Annotated in this window: 20 protein-coding genes and 1 pseudogene; 12 read left to right on the forward strand and 9 right to left on the reverse strand. The window is 65.0% G+C overall.

The annotated features are described in order from the left end of the window. The first annotated feature begins 144 nt into the window (after positions 1–144). Both MARPU_RS17725 and MARPU_RS18005 read left to right on the forward strand, forming a co-directional pair. The gene (locus tag MARPU_RS17725) at positions 145–1,386 is read left to right on the forward strand and encodes a hypothetical protein (RefSeq protein ID WP_005223444.1); all 1,242 of its coding nucleotides are present in this window, start codon (positions 145–147) and stop codon (positions 1,384–1,386) included. A gap of 181 nt (positions 1,387–1,567) precedes the next feature. Then, a pseudogene (locus tag MARPU_RS18005) lies at positions 1,568–1,693 on the forward strand (Type I secretion system protein TolC); the annotation flags it as partial. A gap of 1 nt (position 1,694) precedes the next feature. On the opposite strand, the gene MARPU_RS17250 reads toward MARPU_RS18005, so the two are convergent. Further along, positions 1,695–2,551 (reverse strand): IS5 family transposase gene (locus MARPU_RS17250; protein WP_156929272.1). Its coding sequence is split into 2 segments (ribosomal slippage): positions 1,695–2,197 and positions 2,197–2,551, totalling 858 coding nucleotides; the frame shifts between segments, so codons are not numbered across the junction. A 294-nt stretch (positions 2,552–2,845) separates the two neighbouring features. On the opposite strand from MARPU_RS17250, the gene MARPU_RS16790 reads away from it, so the two are divergent. After that, positions 2,846–4,111, forward strand: a complete 1,266-nt coding sequence (locus tag MARPU_RS16790) for a transposase (protein WP_005224981.1) — start codon at positions 2,846–2,848, stop codon at positions 4,109–4,111. Here MARPU_RS16790 and MARPU_RS11975 read toward each other — a convergent pair. Together MARPU_RS11975 and MARPU_RS11980 are read right to left on the reverse strand one after the other, a co-directional pair. Beyond that, the gene (locus MARPU_RS11975; RefSeq protein ID WP_005224982.1) at positions 4,086–5,183 is read right to left on the reverse strand and encodes a sulfotransferase family protein; all 1,098 of its coding nucleotides are present in this window, start codon (positions 5,181–5,183) and stop codon (positions 4,086–4,088) included. The genes MARPU_RS16790 and MARPU_RS11975 overlap by 26 nt on opposite strands. A gap of 434 nt (positions 5,184–5,617) precedes the next feature. Then, on the reverse strand, positions 5,618–6,331 hold the full coding sequence (locus tag MARPU_RS11980) for an SDR family oxidoreductase (protein WP_005224983.1): 714 nt from the start codon (positions 6,329–6,331) through the stop codon (positions 5,618–5,620). Positions 6,332–6,856: 525 nt separating this feature from the next. Here MARPU_RS11980 and MARPU_RS11985 point away from each other — a divergent pair. The 4 genes from MARPU_RS11985 (at position 6,857) to MARPU_RS12000 (ending at position 12,941) form a co-directional block, all read left to right on the forward strand. Continuing rightward, positions 6,857–9,010 carry an HAD-IIB family hydrolase gene (locus tag MARPU_RS11985; RefSeq protein ID WP_005224984.1) on the forward strand — a complete coding sequence of 718 codons (2,154 nt, stop codon included), beginning with the start codon at positions 6,857–6,859 and terminating at the stop codon, positions 9,008–9,010. Positions 9,011–9,105: 95 nt separating this feature from the next. Further along, complete coding sequence (locus MARPU_RS11990) at positions 9,106–9,972, forward strand: HAD-IIB family hydrolase (RefSeq protein WP_005224985.1); 867 nt, start codon at positions 9,106–9,108, stop codon at positions 9,970–9,972. 29 nt (positions 9,973–10,001) lie between these two features. Continuing rightward, the gene (locus MARPU_RS11995) at positions 10,002–10,898 is read left to right on the forward strand and encodes a PfkB family carbohydrate kinase (protein WP_005224986.1); all 897 of its coding nucleotides are present in this window, start codon (positions 10,002–10,004) and stop codon (positions 10,896–10,898) included. Positions 10,899–10,967: 69 nt separating this feature from the next. Then, entirely contained in the window at positions 10,968–12,941 is a 1,974-nt protein-coding gene (locus tag MARPU_RS12000; RefSeq protein ID WP_005224987.1) for an amylosucrase, read from the forward strand. Positions 12,942–12,957: 16 nt separating this feature from the next. Here MARPU_RS12000 and MARPU_RS12005 read toward each other — a convergent pair whose 3' ends face one another. After that, positions 12,958–13,683: a hypothetical protein gene (locus MARPU_RS12005; protein ID WP_005224988.1), complete on the reverse strand. Its 726-nt coding sequence runs from the start codon at positions 13,681–13,683 to the stop codon at positions 12,958–12,960. Positions 13,684–14,320: 637 nt separating this feature from the next. Between MARPU_RS12005 and ilvB the strand changes: the two genes are divergently transcribed. The 5 genes from ilvB (at position 14,321) to MARPU_RS12030 (ending at position 20,002) form a co-directional block, all read left to right on the forward strand. Then, on the forward strand, positions 14,321–16,057 hold the full coding sequence (ilvB, locus tag MARPU_RS12010; RefSeq protein WP_005224989.1) for a biosynthetic-type acetolactate synthase large subunit: 1,737 nt from the start codon (positions 14,321–14,323) through the stop codon (positions 16,055–16,057). A gap of 306 nt (positions 16,058–16,363) precedes the next feature. Then, positions 16,364–18,547, forward strand: coding sequence for a malate synthase G (locus tag MARPU_RS12015; protein WP_005224990.1), 2,184 nt, complete (start codon positions 16,364–16,366; stop codon positions 18,545–18,547). A gap of 196 nt (positions 18,548–18,743) precedes the next feature. Continuing rightward, complete coding sequence (locus tag MARPU_RS12020) at positions 18,744–19,085, forward strand: TusE/DsrC/DsvC family sulfur relay protein (RefSeq protein ID WP_005224991.1); 342 nt, start codon at positions 18,744–18,746, stop codon at positions 19,083–19,085. A gap of 41 nt (positions 19,086–19,126) precedes the next feature. Then, positions 19,127–19,693, forward strand: coding sequence for a protein disulfide oxidoreductase (locus MARPU_RS12025; RefSeq protein WP_005224992.1), 567 nt, complete (start codon positions 19,127–19,129; stop codon positions 19,691–19,693). A gap of 51 nt (positions 19,694–19,744) precedes the next feature. Then, positions 19,745–20,002, forward strand: coding sequence for a zinc ribbon domain-containing protein (locus tag MARPU_RS12030; RefSeq protein ID WP_005224993.1), 258 nt, complete (start codon positions 19,745–19,747; stop codon positions 20,000–20,002). 22 nt (positions 20,003–20,024) lie between these two features. On the opposite strand, the gene MARPU_RS12035 is transcribed toward MARPU_RS12030, so the two are convergent. From MARPU_RS12035 to MARPU_RS12055, 5 genes are all read right to left on the reverse strand, one after another. Then, complete coding sequence (locus tag MARPU_RS12035) at positions 20,025–20,897, reverse strand: DMT family transporter (protein WP_005224994.1); 873 nt, start codon at positions 20,895–20,897, stop codon at positions 20,025–20,027. Beyond that, entirely contained in the window at positions 20,897–22,054 is a 1,158-nt protein-coding gene (locus MARPU_RS12040) for a S1C family serine protease (RefSeq protein ID WP_005224995.1), read from the reverse strand. Before MARPU_RS12040 ends, MARPU_RS12035 begins: the two co-directional genes overlap by 1 nt. Before the next feature lie 61 nt (positions 22,055–22,115). Continuing rightward, positions 22,116–23,189: an AI-2E family transporter gene (locus tag MARPU_RS12045; protein WP_005224996.1), complete on the reverse strand. Its 1,074-nt coding sequence runs from the start codon at positions 23,187–23,189 to the stop codon at positions 22,116–22,118. Positions 23,190–23,201: 12 nt separating this feature from the next. Continuing rightward, complete coding sequence (locus tag MARPU_RS12050; protein WP_005224997.1) at positions 23,202–23,588, reverse strand: hypothetical protein; 387 nt, start codon at positions 23,586–23,588, stop codon at positions 23,202–23,204. A gap of 79 nt (positions 23,589–23,667) precedes the next feature. Further along, complete coding sequence (locus MARPU_RS12055; RefSeq protein ID WP_005224998.1) at positions 23,668–24,585, reverse strand: LysR substrate-binding domain-containing protein; 918 nt, start codon at positions 24,583–24,585, stop codon at positions 23,668–23,670. Positions 24,586–24,661: the final 76 nt, after the last annotated feature.

Below are 24,661 nucleotides of genomic sequence, written 5' to 3' on the forward strand. Positions count from 1 at the left end.
ATATCAATCATTGGGACAATATTCTCAATATTATCCCTAATAGTAGGGATAACAATATACAGAAAAAAAAGCAAATTCTCAATCAAAGGAAATAAAAACATAACCGCCGGAAAAAACATAACAATCAAAAAATAAGAGGAAAACATGGAATTCAAAAAAAACGACATCTCAGTTGACGGAAGCTCAAACCTGACGGCAGGGCAAAATATTATAATAATAAGGGGTTACGCCAACGGCATCGAAACAAACATCAATCTTCAAGAATACTTTTCAAAAATAGATAAAATTTTCAGAGAGACCATAAAAAAAGAAGGCACAATAATTCAAGCAGGAAAAAAAATAGACTATTCTTCAAGAAAACTTTTTGAATCACTCATGCACATAGGCATGCCACTAGAGGTAGCAATAGAAATACCAAAAAACATCATTCCAATGCTAGAGGAGGAAAAAGAAAAAGAACCAAAAAGAGATTTAACTACGGCCGATATCAGACTATCTGTAGCAAGGTGCATCGACAGGTTCAGCCTCATTGAAAACAAAGAAAAAGGTTTCGACAAAGAAGACGTCTACCGTTGGTCTGCGGCTTATATAAGAAGGTACGGAAATCCAAAATCACAATTCATAAAAGTAATTGACTGCGAAGAAGAAAAAGAACTCAATTACGACTACATACAAAAAAAAATAATACCGCACTTGCTGCGCAGAATTATGGGTTTAGACGCGAAGACCAGACCAGAAAAAGAATTCCAAAAAGTATTTACCAAGGAAACTCAAGGAAGAATATCTCGCGAAATACTCTGCTTTTCAAACAAACTAGAAATATATCAAATAAGATATAAAACACTAATAAATATCCTTGAAGATGTCGCGCTAAACCCCCCTCACCCATGGATAGTTAACAAAGAAACCATCAGCAGCGTCATTGACTACAATATCGAAAGGGCCGAAAAACATTTAAAGGAAATAAAATCTCAAAAAAACAAAGACATTGAAATAATTTACGACTTATCCACCGCGGACTGCATAATGCATTTATGCGCAGCAATCTTAGCAAACTATGGCGCCTTCCTTGGGGTAGGAACTAAATATGGATTTTTGGAATTAAGAAGGATATTAGACCTAAAATCAAAAAACCCTGCATTCTGGAGTTACTGCAAAATAAAAGAAATAGACAAAGACCTGGAGAAAATAGGCTGGTGCATAGAATCCTTTTCAGAAAGACTCGAAAAAATAAAACATTGCTCTGACATAAAAGACCCAAAAAAGAGATGCGAAGAACTAAAAAAATCAGCTTTCGAACTCGCAGAAATAACAACAGCATTTTTTGAAAAAAACAACGATAAAATAAGCATTCAAGGACTAAAAAGCACAATCCAAAACAGCTAATCATTGGTATTAGGTAGGTAGGTATTGGTACTGAGGCGGTACTGAGACGTACTGAGGGACACCCACTTATTGAGACGTACTGAGGGACACCCACTTATCGTTCTGAGGGACACCCACTTATCGTTGACGCTCCCAAGGCACTCTCCTACGCTTCACCCAACACCTCCAGCGGAGATGCCCCATGACTCGTCCCCGCGCCGCGCTCGTCTCCTTGTCCGATACGCCCTGGTATCACGTCGTCACGCGGTGCGTGCGCCGGGCGTATCTCTGCGGCTTCGATCGGCTGACCGGGCGGAGCTTCGAGAACGTTACGTTTTGTACGAAAAGTAATGCCTGAGGCATCTACGGATGCAAGCAAGCGTGAACATTGCCGAGAAGCTGGTCGCCAACTTGTCGTAACGGGTGGCGATTCGTCGGCAGGACTTGAGCCAGCCGAACAACCGCTCGATGACGTTGCGTTTGCGATAGCTGGGCTTATTGAGTATCCGAGGACGGCCAGGCCTGGGCTTGCGCACGCCCTGGCGCTGCGGGATCACCGGACGGATGCCGCGCCGATCGCAATAGCGGCGTAAGTCGTCGGCATCGTAGCCCTTGTCGGCGAGCAGTTGGCGGCAACGGGTGCGCGGACGACCTCGATGAGCGCTGGGCAAGCGGACCTGATCGAGCAGCGGTTGGGCATGGCGAATGTCGCTGTGCTGGCCTGGGGAGAGCAGAAAGCTCAAGGGAACGCCCTTGGCATCGCAGAGCAGGTGGATCTTGGTCGTCAGGCCGCCGCGACTGCGCCCGAGCGCATGGCTCAGCGGCTCCTGCCGCCCCCCTTTTTTCCGCCGCCAGCGGCGGCGCGCGTGGCACGGATCGAGGTCGAGTCGATCATCCAGGTCTCCAGATCGATCAGCCCATCCTCGCGCAACCGGATGTGCAACCGCTCCAGGACCTTGGTGAAGGTGCCGTCGTCACGCCAGTCGCGAAACCGCTGGTAGACCGTCGACCAGGGACCGAAGCGCTCAGGCAGGTCGCGCCACGCCGCACCCGAGCACAGCACCCAGAAGATGCCGTTGAGCATCAGGCGGTCATCGCGGCGTGGGCGACCGGTACGCTGCGGACGGGAAAACAGATCGGCGATCAGCTCCCAGGCCTCTTCTGGGAGTTCGTAACGTCTCGACATCTGGCCTCTGCTCCTGCAAGAACGAGGTCAGTGTATCAAGCAGGGTTTTCGTACAAAACGTAAGAACGTTACTGATGGACACCCACTTATCGTTGACGCTCCCAAGGCGCTCTCCTACGCTTCACCCAACACCTCCAGCGGAGATGCCCCAGAAGAAATAAGGACACCCATTTATTGTTTATCATTATCTTATCATAAGGGACACCCATTTATCATAAGGGACACCCATTTATCGTTGACGCTCTCGAGGCCCTCTCCTACGCTTACTCCAACACCCCCCAGCGGAGATGCCCCATGACTCGTCCCCGCGCCGTGCTCGTCTCCATCTCCGATACGCCCTGGTACCACGTCGTCACGCGGTGCGTGCGCCGGGCGTATCTGTGCGGCTTCGATCGGCTGACGGGGCGGAGCTTCGAGCATCGGCGCGGCTGGGTGGAGCTGCGGCTACGGCAGCTCGCCGGGGTGTTCGCGATCGATGTCGCGGCCTATGCGGTGATGAGCAATCACGTGCATCTGGTGGTGCGGGTGGATGCGGATCGGGCGGCGGGGTGGTCGGATACCGAGGTGTTGCGGCGCTGGCGGTGTCTGTTCCGCGGGCCTGTAGTGGTGGAGCGGTTTCTGTCGCCTGCGACGCGGACGGAGATGACCGAGGCGGAGCTGGATGGGGTCGCGGAATTGGTCGCGACCTACCGGGTGCGGCTGGCGGATCTCTCGTGGTTCATGCGGGTGTTGAACGAGTCGATCGCGCGGGCGGCGAATCGGGAGGATGGGGTGCGGGGGCGGTTCTGGGAGGGACGCTTTCGCTCGCAGGCGATCCTCGATGAGACGGCGCTGTTGGCGGTGATGGCCTATGTCGATCTCAACCCGATTCGGGCGGGGATCGCGGAGACGCCGGAGGAGAGTGCGCATACCGGGATTGCGGCACGAATCGCCGCGTTGCGGGCGGGTGATGATGGCGCGGCGAACGGGCGGCCTCTCGTCGTGGCGCCGTCACCCGATACAGCAAGACGAGCACCGCCAGACGTCCATCCCGGCTCGCAACGCGCGCACGCTACCCAGGAGACCGCGACGTCCGAGACTGACACCCCGCCAGCCACGCACGCGCCCTCACCTGCCGTGACCGATCACGCCGACAGCTCGCCAGACGCTCGCAGCACTCACCTCTGGGAGACCGTCCTCAATCGCCTGCCCCCTGCCCCACTACTGCCCTTCGGCAACCCCGCCGAGGTCCCGGCAACGATCCCCTTCACCTTCGACGGCTATCTGACCCTGGTCGACTCGCTCGGCCGCGCCCTGCATCCACGCAAGCGCGGGGCGATCCCGGCGGAGCTGCCTGACATCCTCTCCCGACTCGGTATCGCGCCGGACCGTTTCGTCGAGCACGCGGTTTTCCTGCTCAAGGGGTTCGGTGCCGCTATCGGCGCACCGGAGCGGATGACGGCGCTCGCCGCACGACGGGAGTGTCGCTATCTACGCGGAATGACACGCGCCAGGCTGTTATTCGGCCAGCCCCGGCAGTACACCCTTACACCTATCAGTTGGCATAGCCATAGCGCCTAGCCGCTGGAGCCGTCAGATCAGCAATCGTTGATAACTCTGAATCGCTGAAATCAGGGCGATAGTAGGTTGGCTCGGTCAGACGTTGCATATAACTGGCCTTGACCTTGAAAAACGGCTCGGGATCCAGCTCGCAGAAACCCAGCAGTTGATCGATCTGGTTTGCCGAGTCACGACACAGGTCTTCATAGCGCACTACCAGCGAGCGCGCAAACAGGCGCTTATCTGCCTGAAGTCTTGCATCGATGTCAAGATAGACCGCATTCCAGTAACGGGCGCACGCCTGCACGACCTGCCCAGCCTTCCACTCCTCCGAGATCTGTTTGACGAGAGCATCATCACCAAGATTGATGAGGGATCTTGCCGGACCAAACTCGCGATGGCCAAGACCGCAGAGATAATCCTGCCAACGCGGATCCTTGTCATTCAGTGCATTGAACAAGCGGTCCTGCTTCAGGTAGGACGCAATATGGTGGACAGGATCACGGATGACGAAGACAAACCTTGCATCCGGGAACAACTTCGAGAGATAGCCGGTACGGCTGAAGTTGTAGTTATTCTTGGTCAGATAACGATTAGCGCTGCGACTCAACAGCATCTTCTTGATGTGGTTGCGATAGAAGCGCTCGAAATCCGGGTGATGAGTGTTTTTATCGAGTACCGATGAGCGTGATTCATCATGGATGAAGGGGAAAAAAGTCGTCCAGAAGATTTCCTCCACCACATCCGGGCTTGTGCGGGTGACGGTCAGCTTATCCTTGTGCACACGCTCGAAGGGGCGATCCTGACCCAGGGGGACGAGTGGATAGATCCGGTCCAGCCAATAAGGCAGATACGGCTGTACGTATTGATAGTTGCGATGACTTGCCACCGCGCCGTGTTGGGCCAGCATCTCCAGGAGGATGGTCGTTCCCGATCGAGGGAGCCCGGTGATGTAGAGGGGCTTGATGATGTCGACCCGATCCAACCTCGACCTCAGCAGCCGACTCTCGACCTTGCTTAACGCACGATAGAGTGGCGTCATCACTTTTCGGGTGCGAGTAAAAAACAAGACTGACTCAGGCAGCTTATCCATAAGCGCTCCCAAACTCATCGATGATCGACAGCGATTAGCAGCGGCCTTGCCGTTACATATCAGAGACAGCGCTGTCGTACAGTTACGCTTGACTAATGACGAGCAAGGTACTGAAGTGACGCCAGAACGGGGAGCGCTGTAGATGTTCGTTTCATGAACAGCGAACTCATATCCCGAGGCGTCGGATGATTGTAGTGTATTTCCTCGATCGCGCACCGCCCCACCAGGATGGAGAAACGCACGGATCGACCATGCCCATGACGATCGAGTCGCCGGGCTGGATGTCGCGATACGCGCACGACCGGAACCGCTCGTTCACGGCGGCGGATGCTGTTATTCGATCTCGAACAGCTTCGGCCCGATCATGATGCAATCGAGCACTTCGACCACGGACGCAACGACAACCGCCAGGGCGGCCCCTGGCGGCGAGATCCTCACCAGTCGATGGCATTGCCATCCCTGAAGAAGCCACCACTCGGACCGTCATCGGGTAGGGTCGCGGCCCAGACGATGCCACGGGCGCCTTCCTCGATCGAGCGCTCGGCCTGAGGTCCGCCCATCTCGGTGCGCACCCACCCCGGACAGACCGAGTTGATCTTGACCCCGGTCTCGGCCAGTTCGGCGGCGAAGATACGGGTGACGGCGTTGAGCGCGGTCTTGGAGATGCGGTAACCGGGGATGCCGCCATCCATCTCGGTGAGCTGGCCGAGGCCGGAGGAGACGTTGACCACCCGCCCCTGTTCGCGCATCAGCGGAATCAGTGCCTGAGATAACAGCAGTGGGGCTAGCGTATTGGTCTCGAGGCCACGACGCAGGGTCTCAACGTCGGTCGAGAAGACACTCTCGGTACCCGAGCCCGGCGGTGGGTCGGGAAAGATGCCGGCGTTGTTGACCAAAACATCGAGCCGACCAAAGGTGTCGCACACATAGTCGGCCAGCGCCTGGATGGAGCCGAGGTCGGTAACGTCGAGGACGTGGAAGCGCACATCGTGCCCCTCGGCTCGCAGCGCCTCGGCGGCGGCTTCGCCGCGATCGGCGCGGCGCGCGGTGAGCACCACCCGGTAACCCCGACGGGCGAGTTGGCGACAGACCTCGTGGCCGAGACCGCGATAGGCGCCGGTGACCACGGCGATGGGTGAATCCGACATCGAGCTTGCTCCTTCGGTTGACGGCTAAACGGTGGGGTCAGCTTTTTCGCGGCTCAAGGCGCATGGCGCCTCACTCCGGCAGCTGCGGCATCGACTGCGGCGCAGCCCAATCCGCGGCATCCGGGCAGCCCGCCCCCACCGGGCCTGATTTGGAATCGGCCCTTGAGTCCTTTACCTTAGGGGAAGCGGTCGCCCTCTGCATCCACCTCACCATTGCCGGAACGATGGACGCCGAGGTCGCCGCAACACGGGCGTCTGGTCACGCCCGCGCACTCGGAACGGTGCGCAACACGGGTGCCCCTCATGTCATGTCCCCGTCCCGGCGCGCGGATCTGTCATGACCGATCCGGAAACCGCATTTGCATCGCAAGTGCGCTTTCCCGATCCATCCGTCGTCCATGCATCATCTCAATACGCCGCACCCGGGTGGGGGGACGCCACCTACCGCGACGATCGCGGCCGCCTCGCGGCCCCGCCAGCCACGGCCACGGGTACGGCACCGAACTCGAATGGGCCCGAACGACGATGTATATCCTGCTCCTCAGTATCCACGGCCTCATCCGCGGCCATGACCTCGAACTCGGGCGCGACGCCGACACCGGCGGCCAGACCAAGTACGTGGTCGATCTCGCCCGCGCCCTGGGAGAACGTGACGACGTCTCCCGGGTCGATCTGGTGACCCGCCTGGTGCGCGACCCGGCGGTCAGCCCCGACTATGCCGAGCCGATCGAACAGCTCGACGACAAGGTGCAAATCGTGCGCATCGAGGCCGGCCCCGATGAATACATCCCCAAGGAACAGCTCTGGGACCATCTCGACAGCCTCGTCGACAACCTCAGCGTCCATCTCCACGACCTCAACCGCTGGCCGGATATCGTTCACAGCCACTATGCCGATGCCGGGTATGTCGGGGTGCGACTGGCCAACCTGACCGGCGCGCCGCTGGTCCACACCGGCCACTCGCTCGGCCGCGACAAGCGCCAGCGACTGCTCGCCAGTGGTCTTGACGGCAAGCAGATCGATGCTCGCTACAACATGGTGCGACGCATCGATGCCGAGGAATCGGTGCTCGCCACCGCCGATCTGGTGATCACCAGTACCCATCACGAGATCGAGGAGCAGTACGCGCTCTACGACTACTATCAGCCCGAGCGCATGGAGGTCATTCCACCGGGCACCAATCTCAAGCAGTTCCACCCGCCCGGCCCGAAGGATCCCAAGCCCGACTGCGCCGCCGAGATCGAGCGCTTCCTCGACGATCCCGGCAAGCCGCTCATCCTCGCCCTCTCCCGCGCCGATCACCGCAAGAACATCATTGCCCTGGTCGAGGCCTACGGCGAGTCGCCGGCCTTGCAGGCATGCGCCAACCTGCTGGTGGTGGCGGGCAATCGCGATGACATCCGCGAACTCGACGAGGGCGCGCGCACCGTGCTCACCGACCTGCTGATCACCGTCGATGCCTACGACCTGTTCGGCAAGGTCGCCATCCCCAAGCATCACACCCCGGATCAGGTGCCCGAGATCTACCGCATGGTGGCGCGCTCCGGCGGCGTCTTCATCAACCCGGCGCTCACCGAACCCTTCGGTCTGACGCTGCTCGAGGCCGCCGCCACCGGGCTGCCGCTGGTGGCCACCGAGAACGGCGGACCGGTCGACATCATCGGCAACTGCGACAACGGCATCCTCGTCGACCCGCTCGACCGCGAAGCGATCGCCGACGCCCTGCTGAAGATCCTCGAGAACCGCAAGACCTGGCAGAATTACTCGCGCAAGGGTCTGGCAGGGGTACGCGAACACTATTCCTGGCAGGCCCATGCCGCCGCCTACCGGCAGCGCATCGAGCCGCTCGCCGAACAGCGCGAGCCGCTGCCCGACACCCCGCCGATGCGCCGCAGCATGATCTATCGCGACCGCGCGCTGTTCACCGATCTCGACCAGAGCCTGCTCGGCAACCCCGAGGGGGTGGAGCGCTTCGCCGCGATGATGCGCGCCAACCGTCGCTGCACCAATTTCGGCATCGCCTCCGGGCGTCGGCTCGACTCGCTGCTCACCGAACTCAAGCGTCACGGCCTGCCGATCCCCGATGTGCTCATCACCAGCCTCGGCACCGAGATCCACTACAGCGCCCGACTGGTCCCCGACGCCTACTGGCAGGAGCACGTCGACCACCAATGGACGCCCAGGGCGGTACGCCGCGCGCTCGCCGACATCCCCGGACTGATCCCGCAGGCGCGCGGCGAACAGAGCCGGTTCAAGATTTCCTTCCACTACGACCCCAAGATTGCGCCCTCGGTCGAGGAGATCGCCACCTTGCTGCGCACCCAGGAGCTGACCGTCAACGTGGTCCACGCCTTCGGCCAGTTCCTCGACATCATCCCGATCCGCGCCAGCAAGGGGCAGGCGCTGCGCTATGCCGCCCACCGCTTCGGTATCCCGCTCGAGCACGTGCTGGTGGCCGGCGGCTCCGGGGCCGACGAAGACATGATGCGCGGCAACACCCTGGCGGTGGTGGTCGCCAACCGCCATGACGAAGAACTCTCCCAGCTCGAGGAGATGGACAACATCTATTTCGCCGAGCAGTCCCACGCTCTTGGCATCATCGAGGCCGTCGAGCACTACGACTTCTTCGGCGCCTGTGCCATCCCCGGTGAATCGATGGAGATGCCCGAGCCGAGCTGACTCGCCCTCTTGGCGTCACCGCACCGAGACGGTGGCGCCCCTCTGCCAGTGGCCGCAGACCCACCGACCAATCGACGTCTCCCGAGGAGGACACGATGAGCAGCCCATTGCTGCTGTGCACCGATCTCGACCGCACCCTGATCCCCAACGGCGCCGACCCCGAGTCGCCCGCCGCCCGCCCCTGGTTCCGTCGGCTGGCGGCGCTGCCCGAGGTCACCCTCGCCTATGTCAGCGGACGCCATCGCGCACTGGTCGAGGCGGCGATCGCCGACTACGATCTGCCGATGCCGGACTATGTGGTCGGTGACGTCGGCACCAGCATTCACGCCATCGACGGCAACGACTGGCAACCGCTCGTCGACTGGCAACAGCGCATCGGCGCCGACTGGGGTGGCGCACATGCCGCCGCACTGCGTCCGCTGTTCGCCGACATCGCCGAACTCAGCCCGCAGCCCGATGATCGCCAGGGCCCGTTCAAGCTGAGCTATTTCACCCCGGCGCGCCTCGATGTCGCAGCGCTGCGGGCGCGGATGCGCGAGCGACTCGAGGCGCGTGGCATCCGCGCCAGCCTGGTGTGGAGCGTCGACGAGGCAGCCGATTGCGGACTGCTCGACCTGTTGCCGACCAACGCGACCAAGTACCATGCCGTCGAGTTTCTGATGCAGCGACTCGGCCGCGACGTCGCGACCACGGTGTTCGCCGGCGACAGCGGCAACGATCTCGAGGTGCTGGTCAGCCCGGTCCCGGCAGTGCTGGTGGCCAACGCCCACCCCGAGGTGCGCGCCGAGGCGCGGCAGCGCTGTGTCGACCCGGCGCGACTGTATTGCGCGCGCGGTGGCTGGCAGGGGTTGAACGGCCACTATGCGGCCGGAATCCTCGAGGGGGTGGTGCACTTCCATCCCGAACTGGCCGAACGACTGCTCGCGGCCCCGAAGACGCCCGCCGGATCGCCGGCCCTGTGAACGAACCCTCCAGCGAGGAGCCCGCTATCGTGCACACATCGCCACTCTGTATCTTCGGCGAGGTCCTGTTCGACCACTTCCCAGACGGTCGTCAGGTCCTCGGCGGCGCCCCCTTCAACGTCGCCTGGCACCTCCAGGCCTTCGGCGCCGACCCGCGCTTCGTCAGTGCCGTCGGCGCCGACGCCGAGGGCGCGCGGGTGCGCGCCGCCATGGCCGACTGGGGGATGGACACCGGCGCACTGCAGACCGCCCCAGCGCACCCCACCGGGCGGGTCGAGGTCAGCCTCGAGCGCGGCGAGCCGAGCTACGACATCGTCGCCGATTGCGCCTACGACCACGTCCGCGCGACCTCCGAGCCGAGCCCCTGCGGCCTGCTCTATCACGGCACCCTGGCGCTGCGTCACGCCGACGCGCGCGCGGCGCTGGAGGCGGTCCGCGCCGCCGGGGTCGATCAGGTCTTCGTCGATGTCAATCTGCGCGATCCCTGGTGGTCGCGCGAGCAGACCCTAGCGCTGATCGACGCGGCCGACTGGGCCAAGCTCAACCACGACGAGCTGCTGATGCTCGACGACGCCGACAGCGATGCCGACACCCCCCTGGCCAGCCGCGCCCGGACCTTCCTCGAGCGTCACCGGCTCAGTGGACTGCTGGTCACACTCGGCGGCGACGGGGCGCTCGGACTCGGGGTCGACACGGCACCGATCCACGTCGCCCCGCAACCGGCGCAGGAGGTCATCGACACCGTCGGCGCGGGCGATGCGTTCGCCGCGGTGACCATCCTCGGATTGCTCCAGGACTGGCCGCTGCAGACCACCCTGGAGCGCGCCCAGGCCTTCGCCTCGCGCATCGTCGCCCAGCGCGGCGCCACCGCCGCCGAGCCGGATCTCTACCAGCCGTTCATCGAGCGCTGGGCACTGACCACCTGACCCGACCGACCGCCGACCGTCCGGCCTGCCAGGCCCGGGCGGACACGCTGCCGTTCATCTGGAGCATGCATGTACGAACAGGTTTCACACGCCTTGCTGAACGACATCCTCGATGCCTTCAGTCATCGCTTCAGACGTGAAGACCTCCGGCACTTCTATACCCGTCTGGGGGCGAACTTCTACGCCATCCACTCGCTGTTCGGACACCTCTACGGACACCGTCAGGACTTCAAGGAACAGACGGTCCGGCTCACCGAGCGGCTGGCGCGCGCCTATATCGAGCGCCCGGCGGCGCTCAAGGCACTCGACATGGCGCGCGAGGCCGACCACAACTGGTTTCTCGATCAGCAGTGGGTGGGGATGGCGCTCTATGCCGACGGCTTCGCCGGCAACCTGCCGGGACTGATCGAGCGCCTGCCCTATCTACAGGAACTCGGGGTCAACATGGTGCACGTGATGCCGATCCTGCGCTGTCCGCAGGGGGCGAGCGACGGCGGCTACGCGGTGAGCGACTTCCGTGACATCGACCCGCGCATGGGCACGGTCGAGGACGTGCGTGCGCTCGGCGCGCGGATGCGCGAGCACGGCATGCTGCTGACCCTCGACGTGGTGGTCAACCACACCTCCGACGAACACGAGTGGGCGTGCCGCGCGCGTGCCGGCGAGCGTGCCTTCCAGGACTTCTACTACACCTTCCCCAACCGCGACGTGCCCGACATGTTCGAGGCAAACCTGCCGGAGATCTTCCCCGAGACCGCACCGGGGAACTTCACCTGGAATGCCGAGATGCAGCGCTGGGTGATGACCGTCTTCAACGACTACCAGTGGGATCTGAACTACGCCAATCCGGCGGTGTTCATCGAGATGCTCGACATCATCCTGTTCTGGATCAATCAGGGTGCCGACATCATCCGCCTCGACGCCGTGGCCTTTCTGTGGAAGAAGATCGGCACCACCTCGCAGAACGAGCACGAGGCGCACCTGATCCTGCAACTGATGAAGGACTGCTGTCAGGTGGTCGCGCCGGGGCCGCTGTTCATCGCCGAGGCGATCGTCTCACCCTCGGAGATCATCAAGTACTTCGGCGAAGACGCGGTGATCGCCAAGGAGTGCGAGATCGCCTACAACGCCACCTTCATGGCGCTGCTGTGGGACGCGGTGGCGACCAAGAACGCCAAGCTGCTCAACCAGGGCATCCAGAGCCTGCCGCACAAGCTCGACCGCGCCACCTGGCTGAACTATGTGCGCTGTCACGACGACATCGGCCTCGGCTTCGACGACGCCGATATCCGCGCCAGCGACTACGACCCCTATCACCACCGGCGCTTCCTGATCGACTGGTTCACCGGGGTCTACGAGGGCTCGCCGGGGCGCGGCCGTCCCTTCGGCGTCAACCCCAAGACCGGCGATGCGCGCATCTCCGGGGCGCTCGCCTCGCTCGCCGGACTAGAGGCCGCGCTTGAGGACGGCGATCAGCAGCGGATCGACCAGGCCGTTGACCTGATCCTCACCCTGCACGCGATGATCCTCTCCTTCGGCGGCATCCCGCTGATCTGGTACGGCGACGAACTCGGCACCCTCAACGACGACTCATTCCTCGAGGACGTCAACAAGGCCTGTGACAACCGCTGGGTCCATCGTCCGCGCATCGACTGGCAGCGCGCCGAGCGCCGCCACCAGCCGGGCACGGTCGAGCAGCGCATCTTCGACGGACTGAGACAGCTGATCGAGGTGCGCAAGCACACCCCGGCGTTCGCCGACTTCAACAATCGCGAACTGATCGAGGTCGCCAACCCGCATCTGTTCGTCTTCCTGCGCACCCACCCGACGCTGCAGGGCGGCTCGGTGGTGGTGGCGGCCAACTTCGACGCCAACCCGCAGTTCCTCGATCTCGACGTGCTCAATCAGCGCGGGTTGTTCCGCCAGGGCCAGATCGAGGACCTGATCACCGGCGAGTCACCGGCGCTGTTCAACAACCGCATGGTGATCCCGCCGTTCCAGTTCTACTGGCTCACCAACCAGCGCGCCCGCGCCCAGCTCTGAGCCGGGCGACATCGGCTCAATACCCCCAGCCACCCGGATGGGGGTGCTGAACCGGGTGGTGCGGCGGATAGGGCGCCGGCATCCCGCCATGCGGTGGATAGGGCGCGGCGGGATGACGCGGCGGGTAGTAGCCCTGCGGCGGATACCAGGGCGTCTGCGGCGCGTTGACGGCGGCGGGGACCGCCGGCGCGGCGCGCTCCTCGCCCGCCCCGGCCGTCGGGCGCACATCCGGCGCGCCAGCGGCATCGTCCGCAGACGTCGGCGCGACGCGCGGCTCATCGGTGACGGCGCCTTCGACCTCAGCGCCACGCGGCGACGCCACCGCCGTCCCGGCGCGCGTCAGCGCAGCGCCCTCCGACGACTCGTCACGCTCAGCCCTCACCTCATTCTCGTCTCCGGCGCCGCTGCGTGAGGCCGCCGGCTCGGCCCCAGCCTCCGCGTCATCGGCGGTCGTACCGACCGCCTCACCCCCGGTCTCGGCAGCCCCGGTGGCGGGCGCCGGAGGCTCGTCCGCGACAGGGGCCGGCGAGGCCTCGGGGACGACTGCGGGCGCATGCACCACGCGGCCGACCGGCGCGAGCGAGGGCGCCTCGCCCTCCGCCTGCGTCCACCACTCGGGATGGAAGTCGATCAGGTAGACGTAGACGCCCCCGAGCAGGGTCGCCACCAGCACGGTGCGCACCAGCAACCGCTCCCAGTCGAGCCGACGCAGACGATCGAACAGATTCAGCAACGTATTCATCACTCTCGATGCGAGAACCCGGTCCAGCGAACCAGGGGGATAGCACCCGCCCGCGAGCGGCCTCTCTCGCTTACCTCCTTCGTGATCGACGCTATCTCTTTGGTGAATGTGTCCGACGACCAGGACGCCGGCACGGGGGATTGAACCGCGAAGTCGCGAGAGACACAAAGATCGAGGATCTCAATCCTTGCGGCAAAGTCCAGACCTTCAGGGCGCAATCGAGCTGCCTCAATCTCGCATGGTGGGAGCTAACCACCACGGAGTGGCAAGATACAAGGGTGTGATGCTCAATGTTCCGCCAGCGGCCTCTCTCGCTCGTGGTGGCTGCAATCCAAAGGGGCGCCCGTCGAGCGTTGCGGCGCTCCGGGCCGTACTTGGTGGGGCGAGTGACAGGGCGTGACGCCGGGCGGGAGCCTGGTCGCACGGCCATATAGTCCGACCCAACGGGGTGGAGCTGCGGCCAGCCGGGAGCTGGCGCCAGGATATCGAGTCAAAACCCTTCGCACGCTCCGCGACCGCGCAGTCCAACCTTTCTGGTCGCTGGCCGCCAGCCATCGGCCACCGCCTCTACCCTTCGTGGACGGAGGCGTTATCATATAGGGTTTCCCACGATCAAGAGCCTCGAGCAGACGCCACCATGACCAACCCATCCCAGACAGGTGCCTCCATCTTCTTCGACGTTCTCGCCGACCTCGGGGTCGAGCACCTGTTCGGGCACACGGGGGGTGCCATTATCCCGCTGCACGTCGAGCTCAACCGGCGCATGCGTGCCGGCCAGGCGACGCCCCAGTTCGTCCTCTGTCGCCAAGAGGGTGGGGCCGGACACGCCGCCGAGGGCTATGCGCGCGCCAGCGGTCGGGTCGGTGTCTGCATCGTCACCTCCGGCCCCGGAGCGACCAATCTCGCCACCCCGATCGCCGACGCCTACAAGGACTCGCTACCGACCCTGTTCATCACCGGCCAGGTGCCGAGCGCGGCGATCGGCTCCGACGCTTTCCAGGAGGTCGACACCGTCGGCATGACCCGACCGATCTCCAAGCACAATTATCTGATCAAGGACGTCGGCGATCTCGAGTGGGTGTTGCGCGAGGCCTATGAGCTGGCCACCCATGGCCGCCCCGGCCCGGTGGTGATCGATCTGTGCAAGGACGTCCAGCTCATCGAGCGCACCCGCGTCAATCCGCCGCGGATCCGTCACCGGGAGCAGCCGAGCTTCGACACCGCGCGCGCCGATGCCATCCTCGAGGCCCTGTCTACCGCCAAGCGCCCGGTGATCAAGGCCGGCGGCGGGGTGATCCACGCCGATGCCGCCGCCCGACTGGCACAGCTGGCCGAGCGTTTCGAGGTGCCGGTGACCACCACCTTCAACGCCCTCGGCGCCCTGCCCTTCGAGATGCCGCACAACCTCGGCATGCCGGGGATGCACGGCACCATCCCGGCCAACTATGCGCTACGCGAGGCCGACTTCATCCTCAGCCTCGGCGGGCGCTTCGACGACCGCGTGGCGGTTAAGGGCTTCGCCGCCGGCAAGCGCATCGCCCATATCGACATCGACCCCTCGGAGATCGACAAGACCATCTCCAGTCATCTCAACCTGGTCGCGCCGCTCGACGTCTTCCTCGACCACGCGCTCGCCACCAACCGCTCGGCGAGACACCCCGAGTGGCTCGCGCAGGTCACCGCATGGCGCGAGCAGATGCCCAAGTCCTATGGCGAGGGCGACTACATCAAGCCGCAGGCGGCCATCGAAGTGATCTCCGAACTCACCGACGGTCTCGCCACCGTCTCCACCGGCGTCGGCCAGCACCAGATGTGGGCGGCGCAGTACTATCGCTTCCGTCGTCCGCGTCAGTGGATCAGCTCCGGTGGTCTCGGCACCATGGGCTTCGGTCTGCCGGCGGCGATCGGCGCCTGGTATGCCGAGCCCTCGCACCCGGCGGTGCTGATCGACGGTGACGGCAGCTTCCAGATGAACATCCAGGAACTCGGCACCGTGGTCGCCAACCGCATCCCGCTGAAAATGTTCGTGCTCAACAACAGCTTCCTCGGCATGGTACGCCAGTGGGAGGACATGATGGACGGCGGCCTGCACTACGAGACCTGTCTGGCGCGCAACATCGACTGTCCGCCCGACTGCACCGCACTCGATCAGACCTGCCGCCGCCAGATCCCCGAACTCAGCGGGCTCAAGCACGTCTACCCGGGGTTGAAGACGATCCGGATCAAGCACGTCGACGAGCTGCTTCCGGGCATCGCCGAGGCCCTCGCCGAACCCGGCCCGGTGGTGGTCGACGTGTGGATCGACAAGGCCGAGAACGTGGTGCCCATGGTGCCGCCGGGACAGGGCCTCAACGAGATGATCATCGACTGCTGAGGACACTCTGCCAGCGCTTCGGGCCAACCGCCCGGGGCGCCCGACTCCGCGTCGTCACATCCCTCACCCACCATTGCGGCAGCATTGCATTGCCATTGCGAATCCTCAAGCTTGAGAGATTCAATCCCTTGATTGTTGCACCTGCGAAAAGCGACCTGATCTACTGCTGACCCTGGGTCGGACAGGCCATGCGTGCCCGTCCCGGGCGTGCGGCGTCCCGCGAGCGTGCGCCCCGGTCGGCCCGACGGCGACACCGAGGATCATCGAATCGCCCCTCGTCGCGCGAGGGAGGGAGAGGTAGCTAGGATGAACGAACGCATCGAGATCGGCGGTCTGCGCATCGCCACGCCCCTGTACGCGCTGGTCCGCGACGAGATCGCGCCCGGCACCGGGATCGACCCCGAGGCCTTCTGGCACGCCTTCGGCGAGCTGGTCGGCGACCTGACGCCGCGCAACCGCGCGCTGCTCGCCACCCGCGACCGGCTGCAACGCCAGATCGACGACTGGCATCGCGCCCGTCGCGGCCAGCGGCACGACGCCGCGGCCTACCAGGCCTTTCTCACCGAGATCGGCTATCTCCAGCCCGAGGGGCCTGAGGTCCAGATCGAGACCCGCGACGTCGACCCCGAGATCGCCACCCTCGCCGGTCCCCAGCTGGTCGTCCCGGTGAGCAACGCCCGCTATGCGCTCAACGCCGCCAACGCCCGCTGGGGCAGCCTCTACGATGCGCTCTACGGCACCGACGCCATCGCCGAGGACGACGGCTGCGCGCGTGGCGCCGAGTACAACCCCAAGCGCGGCGCGGCGGTGGTGGCGCGCGCCGCCGAGCTGCTAGACCGGGCCGTACCACTCAACCGCGGCTCGCACAGCGACGCCTGCGCTTATCGAGTGCTCGACGGCACGCTGCTCGTCGACCTCCCCGACAACAGCCAGACCATGCCGCGCGATCCCGCCCAGTTCGTCGGCTATCGCGGCGACCCCGCGCAGCCCGAGGCGATCCTGCTGGTCAACCACGGGCTGCACATCGAGCTGGTGATCGATCCCGAGCGCGGGGTCGGGCGCGAGAGCAAGTCGGGGCTGGCCGACATCCTGCTGGAGTCGGCGCTGACCACCATCCAGGACTGCGAGGACTCGGTCGCCGCGGTCGACACCGAGGACAAGGTCGGGGTCTATCGCAACTGGCTGGGGCTGATGAAGGGGACGCTCACGGCACGCTTCGACAAGGGCGGACGCAGCCTCGAGCGCAGTCTCGCCGAGGACCGTCACTACACCCGCCCCGACGGCGCCGCACTGACCCTGCCCGGGCGGGCGCTGATGCTGGTGCGCAACGTCGGCCACCTGATGACCACCGACGCGGTGCTCGACGCCGCCGGCGAGCCGGTGCCCGAGGGCATGCTCGACGGCATGGTGACCACCCTGTGCGCGCTCCACGACATCCACCCCGAGCACGGCCTGCACCGCAACTCGCGCGCCGGCAGCCTCTATATCGTCAAGCCGAAGATGCACGGCCCCGAGGAAGTCGCCTTCGCCGTCGAGCTGTTCGCCCGCATCGAGGACGCCCTGGGGCTGGCGCGCAACACCCTCAAGATCGGCATCATGGACGAGGAGCGGCGCACTACGCTCAACCTCAAGGCATGCATCGGCGCCGCGCGCGAGCGGGTGATCTTCATCAACACCGGCTTCCTCGACCGCACCGGCGACGAGATCCACACCGACATGGAGGCCGGGCCGGTGCTGCGCAAGGCGGAGATGAAGCAGGCCGAGTGGCTGCGCGCCTACGAGGACTGGAACGTCGACGTCGGGCTGGCCTGCGGACTGCGCGGACGCGCCCAGATCGGCAAGGGCATGTGGACCATGCCCGACGAGATGCGCGCCATGCTCGAGACCAAGCAGGCCCACCCCGCCGCCGGCGCCAACTGCGCCTGGGTGCCCTCGCCCACCGCCGCCACCCTGCACGCGCTTCACTATCACCAGATCGACGTCGCTGCGGTGCAGGCGGAGCTTGCCGCCAATGGCCCCCGCGCCCGCCTCGAACAGCTCCTCGAGATCCCGCTCGGCGACCCCGCCGGCTGGACCCCGGAGCAGATCCAACAGGAGCTCGACAACAACTGCCAGGGCATCCTCGGCTATGTGGTGCGCTGGATCGACCAGGGCGTCGGCTGCTCCAAGGTGCCCGACATCACCGACGTCGGGCTGATGGAGGACCGCGCCACCCTGCGCATCTCCAGTCAGCACCTGGCCAACTGGCTGCACCACGGGGTGGTCGATCGGACCCAGGTACGCGCCGCGCTCGAACGCATGGCCGCGGTGGTCGATGCCCAGAACGGCGCCGACCCCGACTACCGGCCGATGGCACCCGGTTTCGACGGCGTCGCCTTCACCGCCGCCTGCGAGCTGATCTTCGCCGGACGCGAGGCGCCCAGCGGCTACACCGAGCCCACCCTCCATGCCATGCGCCGGCGCTTCAAGACGCAGCAGACCGCCGTCTGAACCCGCCCACCGCCCCGGCCGCGCGCCGGGGCGGAACATCTCCAGCCCGCGCCTACACTAAGTCGGTACCGGTCCCGGTCCGCCACCCGCCGTGCGACCGGCGCGGGTCGCCCCAGCCTGGCCCGCGCGGAGCCGTCCATCAGGGAAGAGCCGTCAGCGACAACGGGCGGCAGCCAACCACCACAGGAGCCAAGCCATGACCGCTACCCAGATCGCCGGTCGAGCGCTGGAGTTCGACAAGAAGGGACACCTGGTGCACTTCGAGGACTGGGACCGCGAACTCGCCGAGGCCCTGGCCGAGGAGGAAGGACTGACCCTCGGCGAGTGCCACTGGAAGGTGATCGAATTCCTCCGCGCCTACTACGCGATGCACGAGATCCCGCCCTCGCCCAAGGTGGTGATCCGCAGCATCGGCAGCGAGGTCTCGGCCCACGTCCCCTGCACCCGCAAGCACCTCGAGGGGCTGTTCCCCGGCGGCGGCTGCAAGCAGGCCTGCCGGATCGCCGGACTGCCGCGCTACTATTGTCACTCCTGCTGACCCGATGAGCCGGGGCGCGCGACGCGCCCCGCCCCGAGCCGATGACCACACCCACCGACGCGAAGAAACCACGCCGCCGCCAGCTGTGGCGCTGGGGCCTCAACCTGCTGCTGTTCGTCGCCGCGCTCCAGGCGATCGACTGGTGGAAGACCCGGCCGCTGCCGAGCGGCGAGGCGCCACCGCTGCAGGGCATCGCCCTCGACGGCGAGAGACGCGCGCTCGCCGACTATCGCGGCGCGCCACTGCTGGTGCACTTCTGGGCGAGCTGGTGCCCGATCTGCCGGGTCAGCGAGGGCGCGATCGCCGCCGTCGCCGAGAACCACCAGGTGCTGACGGTGGCGATGCAGTCCGGCAGCGACGCCGACATCGCCGCCTATCTCGACGCCCAGGGGCTCGATCTGGCGGTCATTCCCGACCCCGACGGGGCGATCGCCGCGCGCTGGGGCGTCGGTGCGGTGCCCACCAGCTTCGTGCTCGACGCCACGGGCGCCATCCACAGCTCGACCATGGGGCTGAGCACCGCCCCGGGGCTGCGCGCCCGACTGTGGGCGGCGGCACAGGGCGCACCCGCGGCGGAGACTTTGCCGGCCCCCGCGGCTCGCCTATAATCACCCGCATTAGCATTCACCGATATACCAGACCAGACACGGAGTGCAGCGATGCCGACCTACGACTACCGTTGCGATGCCAACGATCGGGTGATCGAAGTCAGCCACCGCATGAGCGAAACCCTCTCGACCTGGGGCGAACTGTGCGCGCGCGCCGGCCTCGAGCCCGGCGACACCGCGCCCGAGGCGCCGGTACACCGTCTCGCCACCGGCGGCAACCTGGTGGCGAGCACCAACCTCGGCAGCGGCACCGCCCCGGCCTGTTGCCCCAGCGGCAGCTGCTGCAGCAACGGCATGTGCGGGCTCTGAGCCACGTCACGGCGCCGGGCGCTCAGCGCCCGCGCGCCACCAACCACCCGGCGAGCAGGATCGCCCCGCTCCCCAGCAGTTCACGCCAGCCCAGCGCCTCGCCGGCCAACCAGGCCGCGGACGTCACCCCCACCACCAGCTCGAGCAGCAACACCAGCGACGACAGCGCCAACGGCAGGCGCGTCATGCCGTACTGCAACGCGGCCATCATCAGCCCCACCCAAAGCGCACCGACCGACAGCGCGACCAGCACCGGCGCGAGCGCCGAGGGCGGCGGGGTCCCCAACGCCAGCGCCAACCCCACCGCCAGCGGCGGCGCCAGCGCCCAGGCGGCGAGGTTGCGCACCGCCGCCGGCAGCGCGCGCGCGGCGCGCACCTGCACCGTGGTCAGCGCGAAGCCGACCCCGGCGACCAAGCCGAGGGCGGCGCCCCGCCCCGCATCGTCCCCGGCGAGCGCGGCACCGCCGAGCAGCGTCCACACCCCGAGCAGCGCCACCACCAGCGCTGCCAGGGTGCGGCGCCTCGGGCGCTCGCCGAGCAGCGCCCAGCCGAGCAGCAGGGTCCACAGCGGGGCGAGATAGAAGAGGATCAGCACCGGTGCCACCGCGCTCTCGAGCACCCCGAGGCTGACGGCGAGCACCGAGCCCGCGGCGCTCGCGCCGATGCCGAGCAGCCGCCAGGGCGCGCGCCGCGCCACCGCCAGCTGGTCGCGGGCGAACCACAGCCCGATCAGCGCCGCGCCGCCATAGAAGAGCGCCACCGCCCAGGGCCCGTCGACCCCGGCGCCGGTCACCAATCGCAGCGGCAGCCAGTAGAGTCCGCACAGGGTGGCGCCGAAGACCAGCGCGAGCAGCGCCCGGCGACGCGCTGCGATGACGGGATCGGCGCGCGACATCAGGCGTGCGGCAGCTCTCGCGGCAGCCCGACCCCGGTCTGGGGCAAGCCCTCACCGAGGATCACCGACAGCGAGAAGCGCTCGCCACCGCGTATCACCTCGAGTTCGATGCGATTGCCCGGGGCATAGTTGTCGAGCACATCGAGCAGATCGTCGAGCGAGCGCACCCGCCGCCCGGCGGCGACGACGATGAGGTCGGCTGCAACCAGCTCGCCCTCGCGCGAGATCAGCGCCGAGCGCAGCCCGGCGGCAGCCGCCGGCGAGCCGGGATCGACCTTGAGCACCACCACGCCGGCGGTGCCGAGCAAGGCGCTGACACGCTCGCTGAGCGCGCGGTTGGTGACCACCCCCAGGGTCGGACGCAGATAGTGGCCCTGAGCGATGAGCCGCGGCACCACCCGGTTGATGGTGTCGACCGGGACGGCGAAACCGATCCCGGCGAAGCTGCCCGAGGGACTGAAGATCGCGGTGTTCATGCCGATCAGACGCCCGGCGCTGTCGATCAGCGGGCCGCCGGAGTTGCCCGGGTTGATCGCCGCATCGGTCTGGATGAGATGATCGATGGTGCGCCCGTCGTCGCTCGGGATGCTGCGATCGAGCGCCGAGATCACCCCGGCGGTAAGGGTGTAGTCGAGCCCGAAGGGGTTACCGATGGCGAACACCTTCTGCCCCACCCGCAGGTCGTGACTGCTGCCGAGCGAGAGCGGTGGCGGACCGGCGATCGAGGTGGCGATGCGCAGCACGGCGATATCGTGCTCGGGGCTGACCCCCACCAGCCGTGCGGCATAGGTGCGCTGATTGGAGAGACGCACATAGGCCGCCTCGATGTCGGCGACGACGTGATAGTTGGTCACCACATGGCCGGCGCGGTCCCAGACGAAGCCCGAGCCGGTGCCGCGCGGCACCTCGAGCACGTTGCGGGTGAGCAGGTCGAGCACCCGCGCCGAGGTGGTGATATAGACCACCGAAGGGTTGGCGCGCTCGAAGATCGCGATGGTGGTGCGCTCGTCGGCGGCGAGTTCGCCGCGCGCCTCGATCGCGCGCGGCTCGGCGTAGTGGGCGAAGATCAGGTCCTCGACCCAGGGGCGCAGGAACAGCGCCACCAGGAAGAAGACCACGAACCAGAAGAGAAAGCGAGAGAGCGCGAAGGCGTGCATGGCGATGGCCGGCCGGTTGCGTCGGTCAGCAATTGTATACCGGCGCCGCTCATCGGTGGCCTCAGGCCGGACTCGGCGGACCGCCCTCGACGCCGGAGCGCGGCCAGGACGAGAGGATCGCCTTGACCAGGGTCGCCAACGGGATAGCGAAGAACACCCCCCAGAAGCCCCACAGTCCGCCGAACACCAAGATGGCAACGATGATCGCCACCGGGTGCAGATTGACCACCTCGGAGAACAGCAGCGGCACCAGTACGTTGCCGTCGAGTGCCTGGATGATGAAATAGGCCACCGTCAGCCAGGCGAAGGACGGTCCCCAGCCCCACTGGAACCAGGCCACCAGCAGCACCGGCACGGTGACCACCGAGGCGCCGATGTAGGGGATGATCACCGACAGTCCCACCAGCAGCGAGAGCAGCATCGCGTAGTTCAGGCCGAAGGCGTAGAAAGTGGCGTAGCTCACCCCCCAGACCACCAGGATCTCCCAGACCTTGCCGCGCACATAGTTGGAGATCTCGCGGTCGACGTCCTTCCACACGTGCCCGGCGATCCCGCGATGACGCGGCAGCAGACGACGGAACCAGTCGAGGATCAGGTCCTTGTCCTTGAGAAAGAAGAACACCAGCAGCGGCATCAGGATCAGATAGACCATCACCGTGATCACCCCCACCACGCTCGCCAATGACCAGGACAGCACCTGTTGGCCGAAGGAGATGACCTCAGAGCGGATCGCGGCGATCAGCTCCTCGATCTGCTCGACGGTGATCAGCTCCGGGTATTCCTGCGGCAGCGCCAGCAGCGCGTCGGTGCCCTCGGCGATCATCGAAGGCAACTGCTGGACCAACTCGGTGATCTGACGCGAGACCAGCGGCATCACCCCGAACAGCACCAGGGCGACGAAGGCGATGAACAGCAGATAGACCACCAGCACGGCGGGCAGGCGCGGCAGACCGCGCCGCTCGAAATAGCCGGCGAGCCCCTCGAGCAGATAGGCGATGACGATGCTCGCGAGCACCGGCGCGAGCGCGTCGCCGAGGAAGAAGACCACGGCGAAGACCACCAGCAACAGCAGCGCGAGAAACACCACCTGGGGGTCGGAGAAGTGACGACGGAACCAGTCGGCGATGATGTTCATGGGTCGAGGTGCTCAATCCTGCACGGGCGCAGCCGCCCGCAATTGCTGATAGTGGCGTTCGAACAGGGCCTCCAGGTCGTCGATCACCGCAGATGCCGGACGCCCCTGCAGCACGTGCTCGGACATCAGCGCCGAGGTCTCCTCAAGCATGGCCGCGCGATCGAGCATGGGATAGCCGCGCGACAGACGCTTGATCGCCGCCACCACGCGCTCGTCCTCGGGGCGCGGCTCGGGGTTGGGTTCGGGCTCGAGGGCACCTGCCTCGTCCACCCCACCGGCGCGATCGACGAGGAACTCGGCGAAGGCGAGCAGGGTCTCGCGCTCGGCGGCGGGCAGCACGCGGAACAGTCGCAGCAGCCGGGCGGCGGGTTCGGAGCGTGGGGTGAGCGGCGTCAGCATGCGCGCGCGCCTCGCCCGGGGCACCGCCGACCGTGCCGCGCCGGCTCACTCGACGCGGCACGACGGACGTGGAGCAGAATCATGATTCGTCCTGGGACTGATAGTGGACCTGGAAGTAGGTGCGCGCGAAGTCGAACAGCTCGTCCACCACGCGCAACCGGAACTTCTGTTTCTGGTGCACGAATGAGAACGGACGATACAGCGGGGGGTCAAGCGGAACGGCCGCCAGGGTGCCGAGCTTGAGTTCCTTGGCGATGGTGGCGCTGGAGAGCACCGAGACCCCCATCCCGGCCTCGACCGCGCCCTTCACCGCCTCCGGGCTACCCAGCTCCAGCACCACCTTGAGCGCCTCGAGACAGAAGCCCTGTTCGCGCAGGTACTCACGGATCACATTACGCGTCCCCGACCCCTCCTCGCGACAGATAAACGGATGTTCGAGCAGACGCTCGAAGGGGACCGCTTCGAGCGCGGCGAGCGGGTGCCCCGGGGGCATGATCGCCACCAGGCGATCGCGCTGACAGGATTCGACGACCAGGTTCTTGTTGCCCACCGGGGCTTCGACGATGCCGAGATCGATAGCGTTGGTCTCGACCAGCGACACCACGGTATCGGTGTTGGCGACCTTGAGCTGGATGGAGACGTCGGGATAGCGCGCCTTGAACTCACCGAGCAAGGGGGGCAGCAGATATTCGGCGATGGTGGTGCTGGCGCCGACGGTGAGGGTACCGCTGACCTCGCCGGTGATCTCGCGTACCGCGTTCTCCATCTCAGCATAGAGTTCGAAGATACGGTCGGCGGCCTCGTAGACCACACGTCCGGCGTCGGTCAGGCTGATGCGGTTGTGGGTACGATCGAACAATCGGGTGTCGAACTGCTCCTCAAGCTGGCGCACCTGGAAGGTGACCGCCGGCTGAGTCATGTGCAGGGCCTCGGCTGCCTTGGTGAAACTCAACAAGCGGGCAACCGTGTGGAACACCTGGAGTCTGCGATCCGCCATCTCGATCCGGGCCTGATCCGATTTAACTGAATAAAAAATGCTTATATCACAATGAAATGATATCTACACCCCCGAG

The organism is Marichromatium purpuratum 984 (assembly GCF_000224005.2).
In the GTDB taxonomy this organism is placed as follows: domain Bacteria; phylum Pseudomonadota; class Gammaproteobacteria; order Chromatiales; family Chromatiaceae; genus Marichromatium; species Marichromatium purpuratum.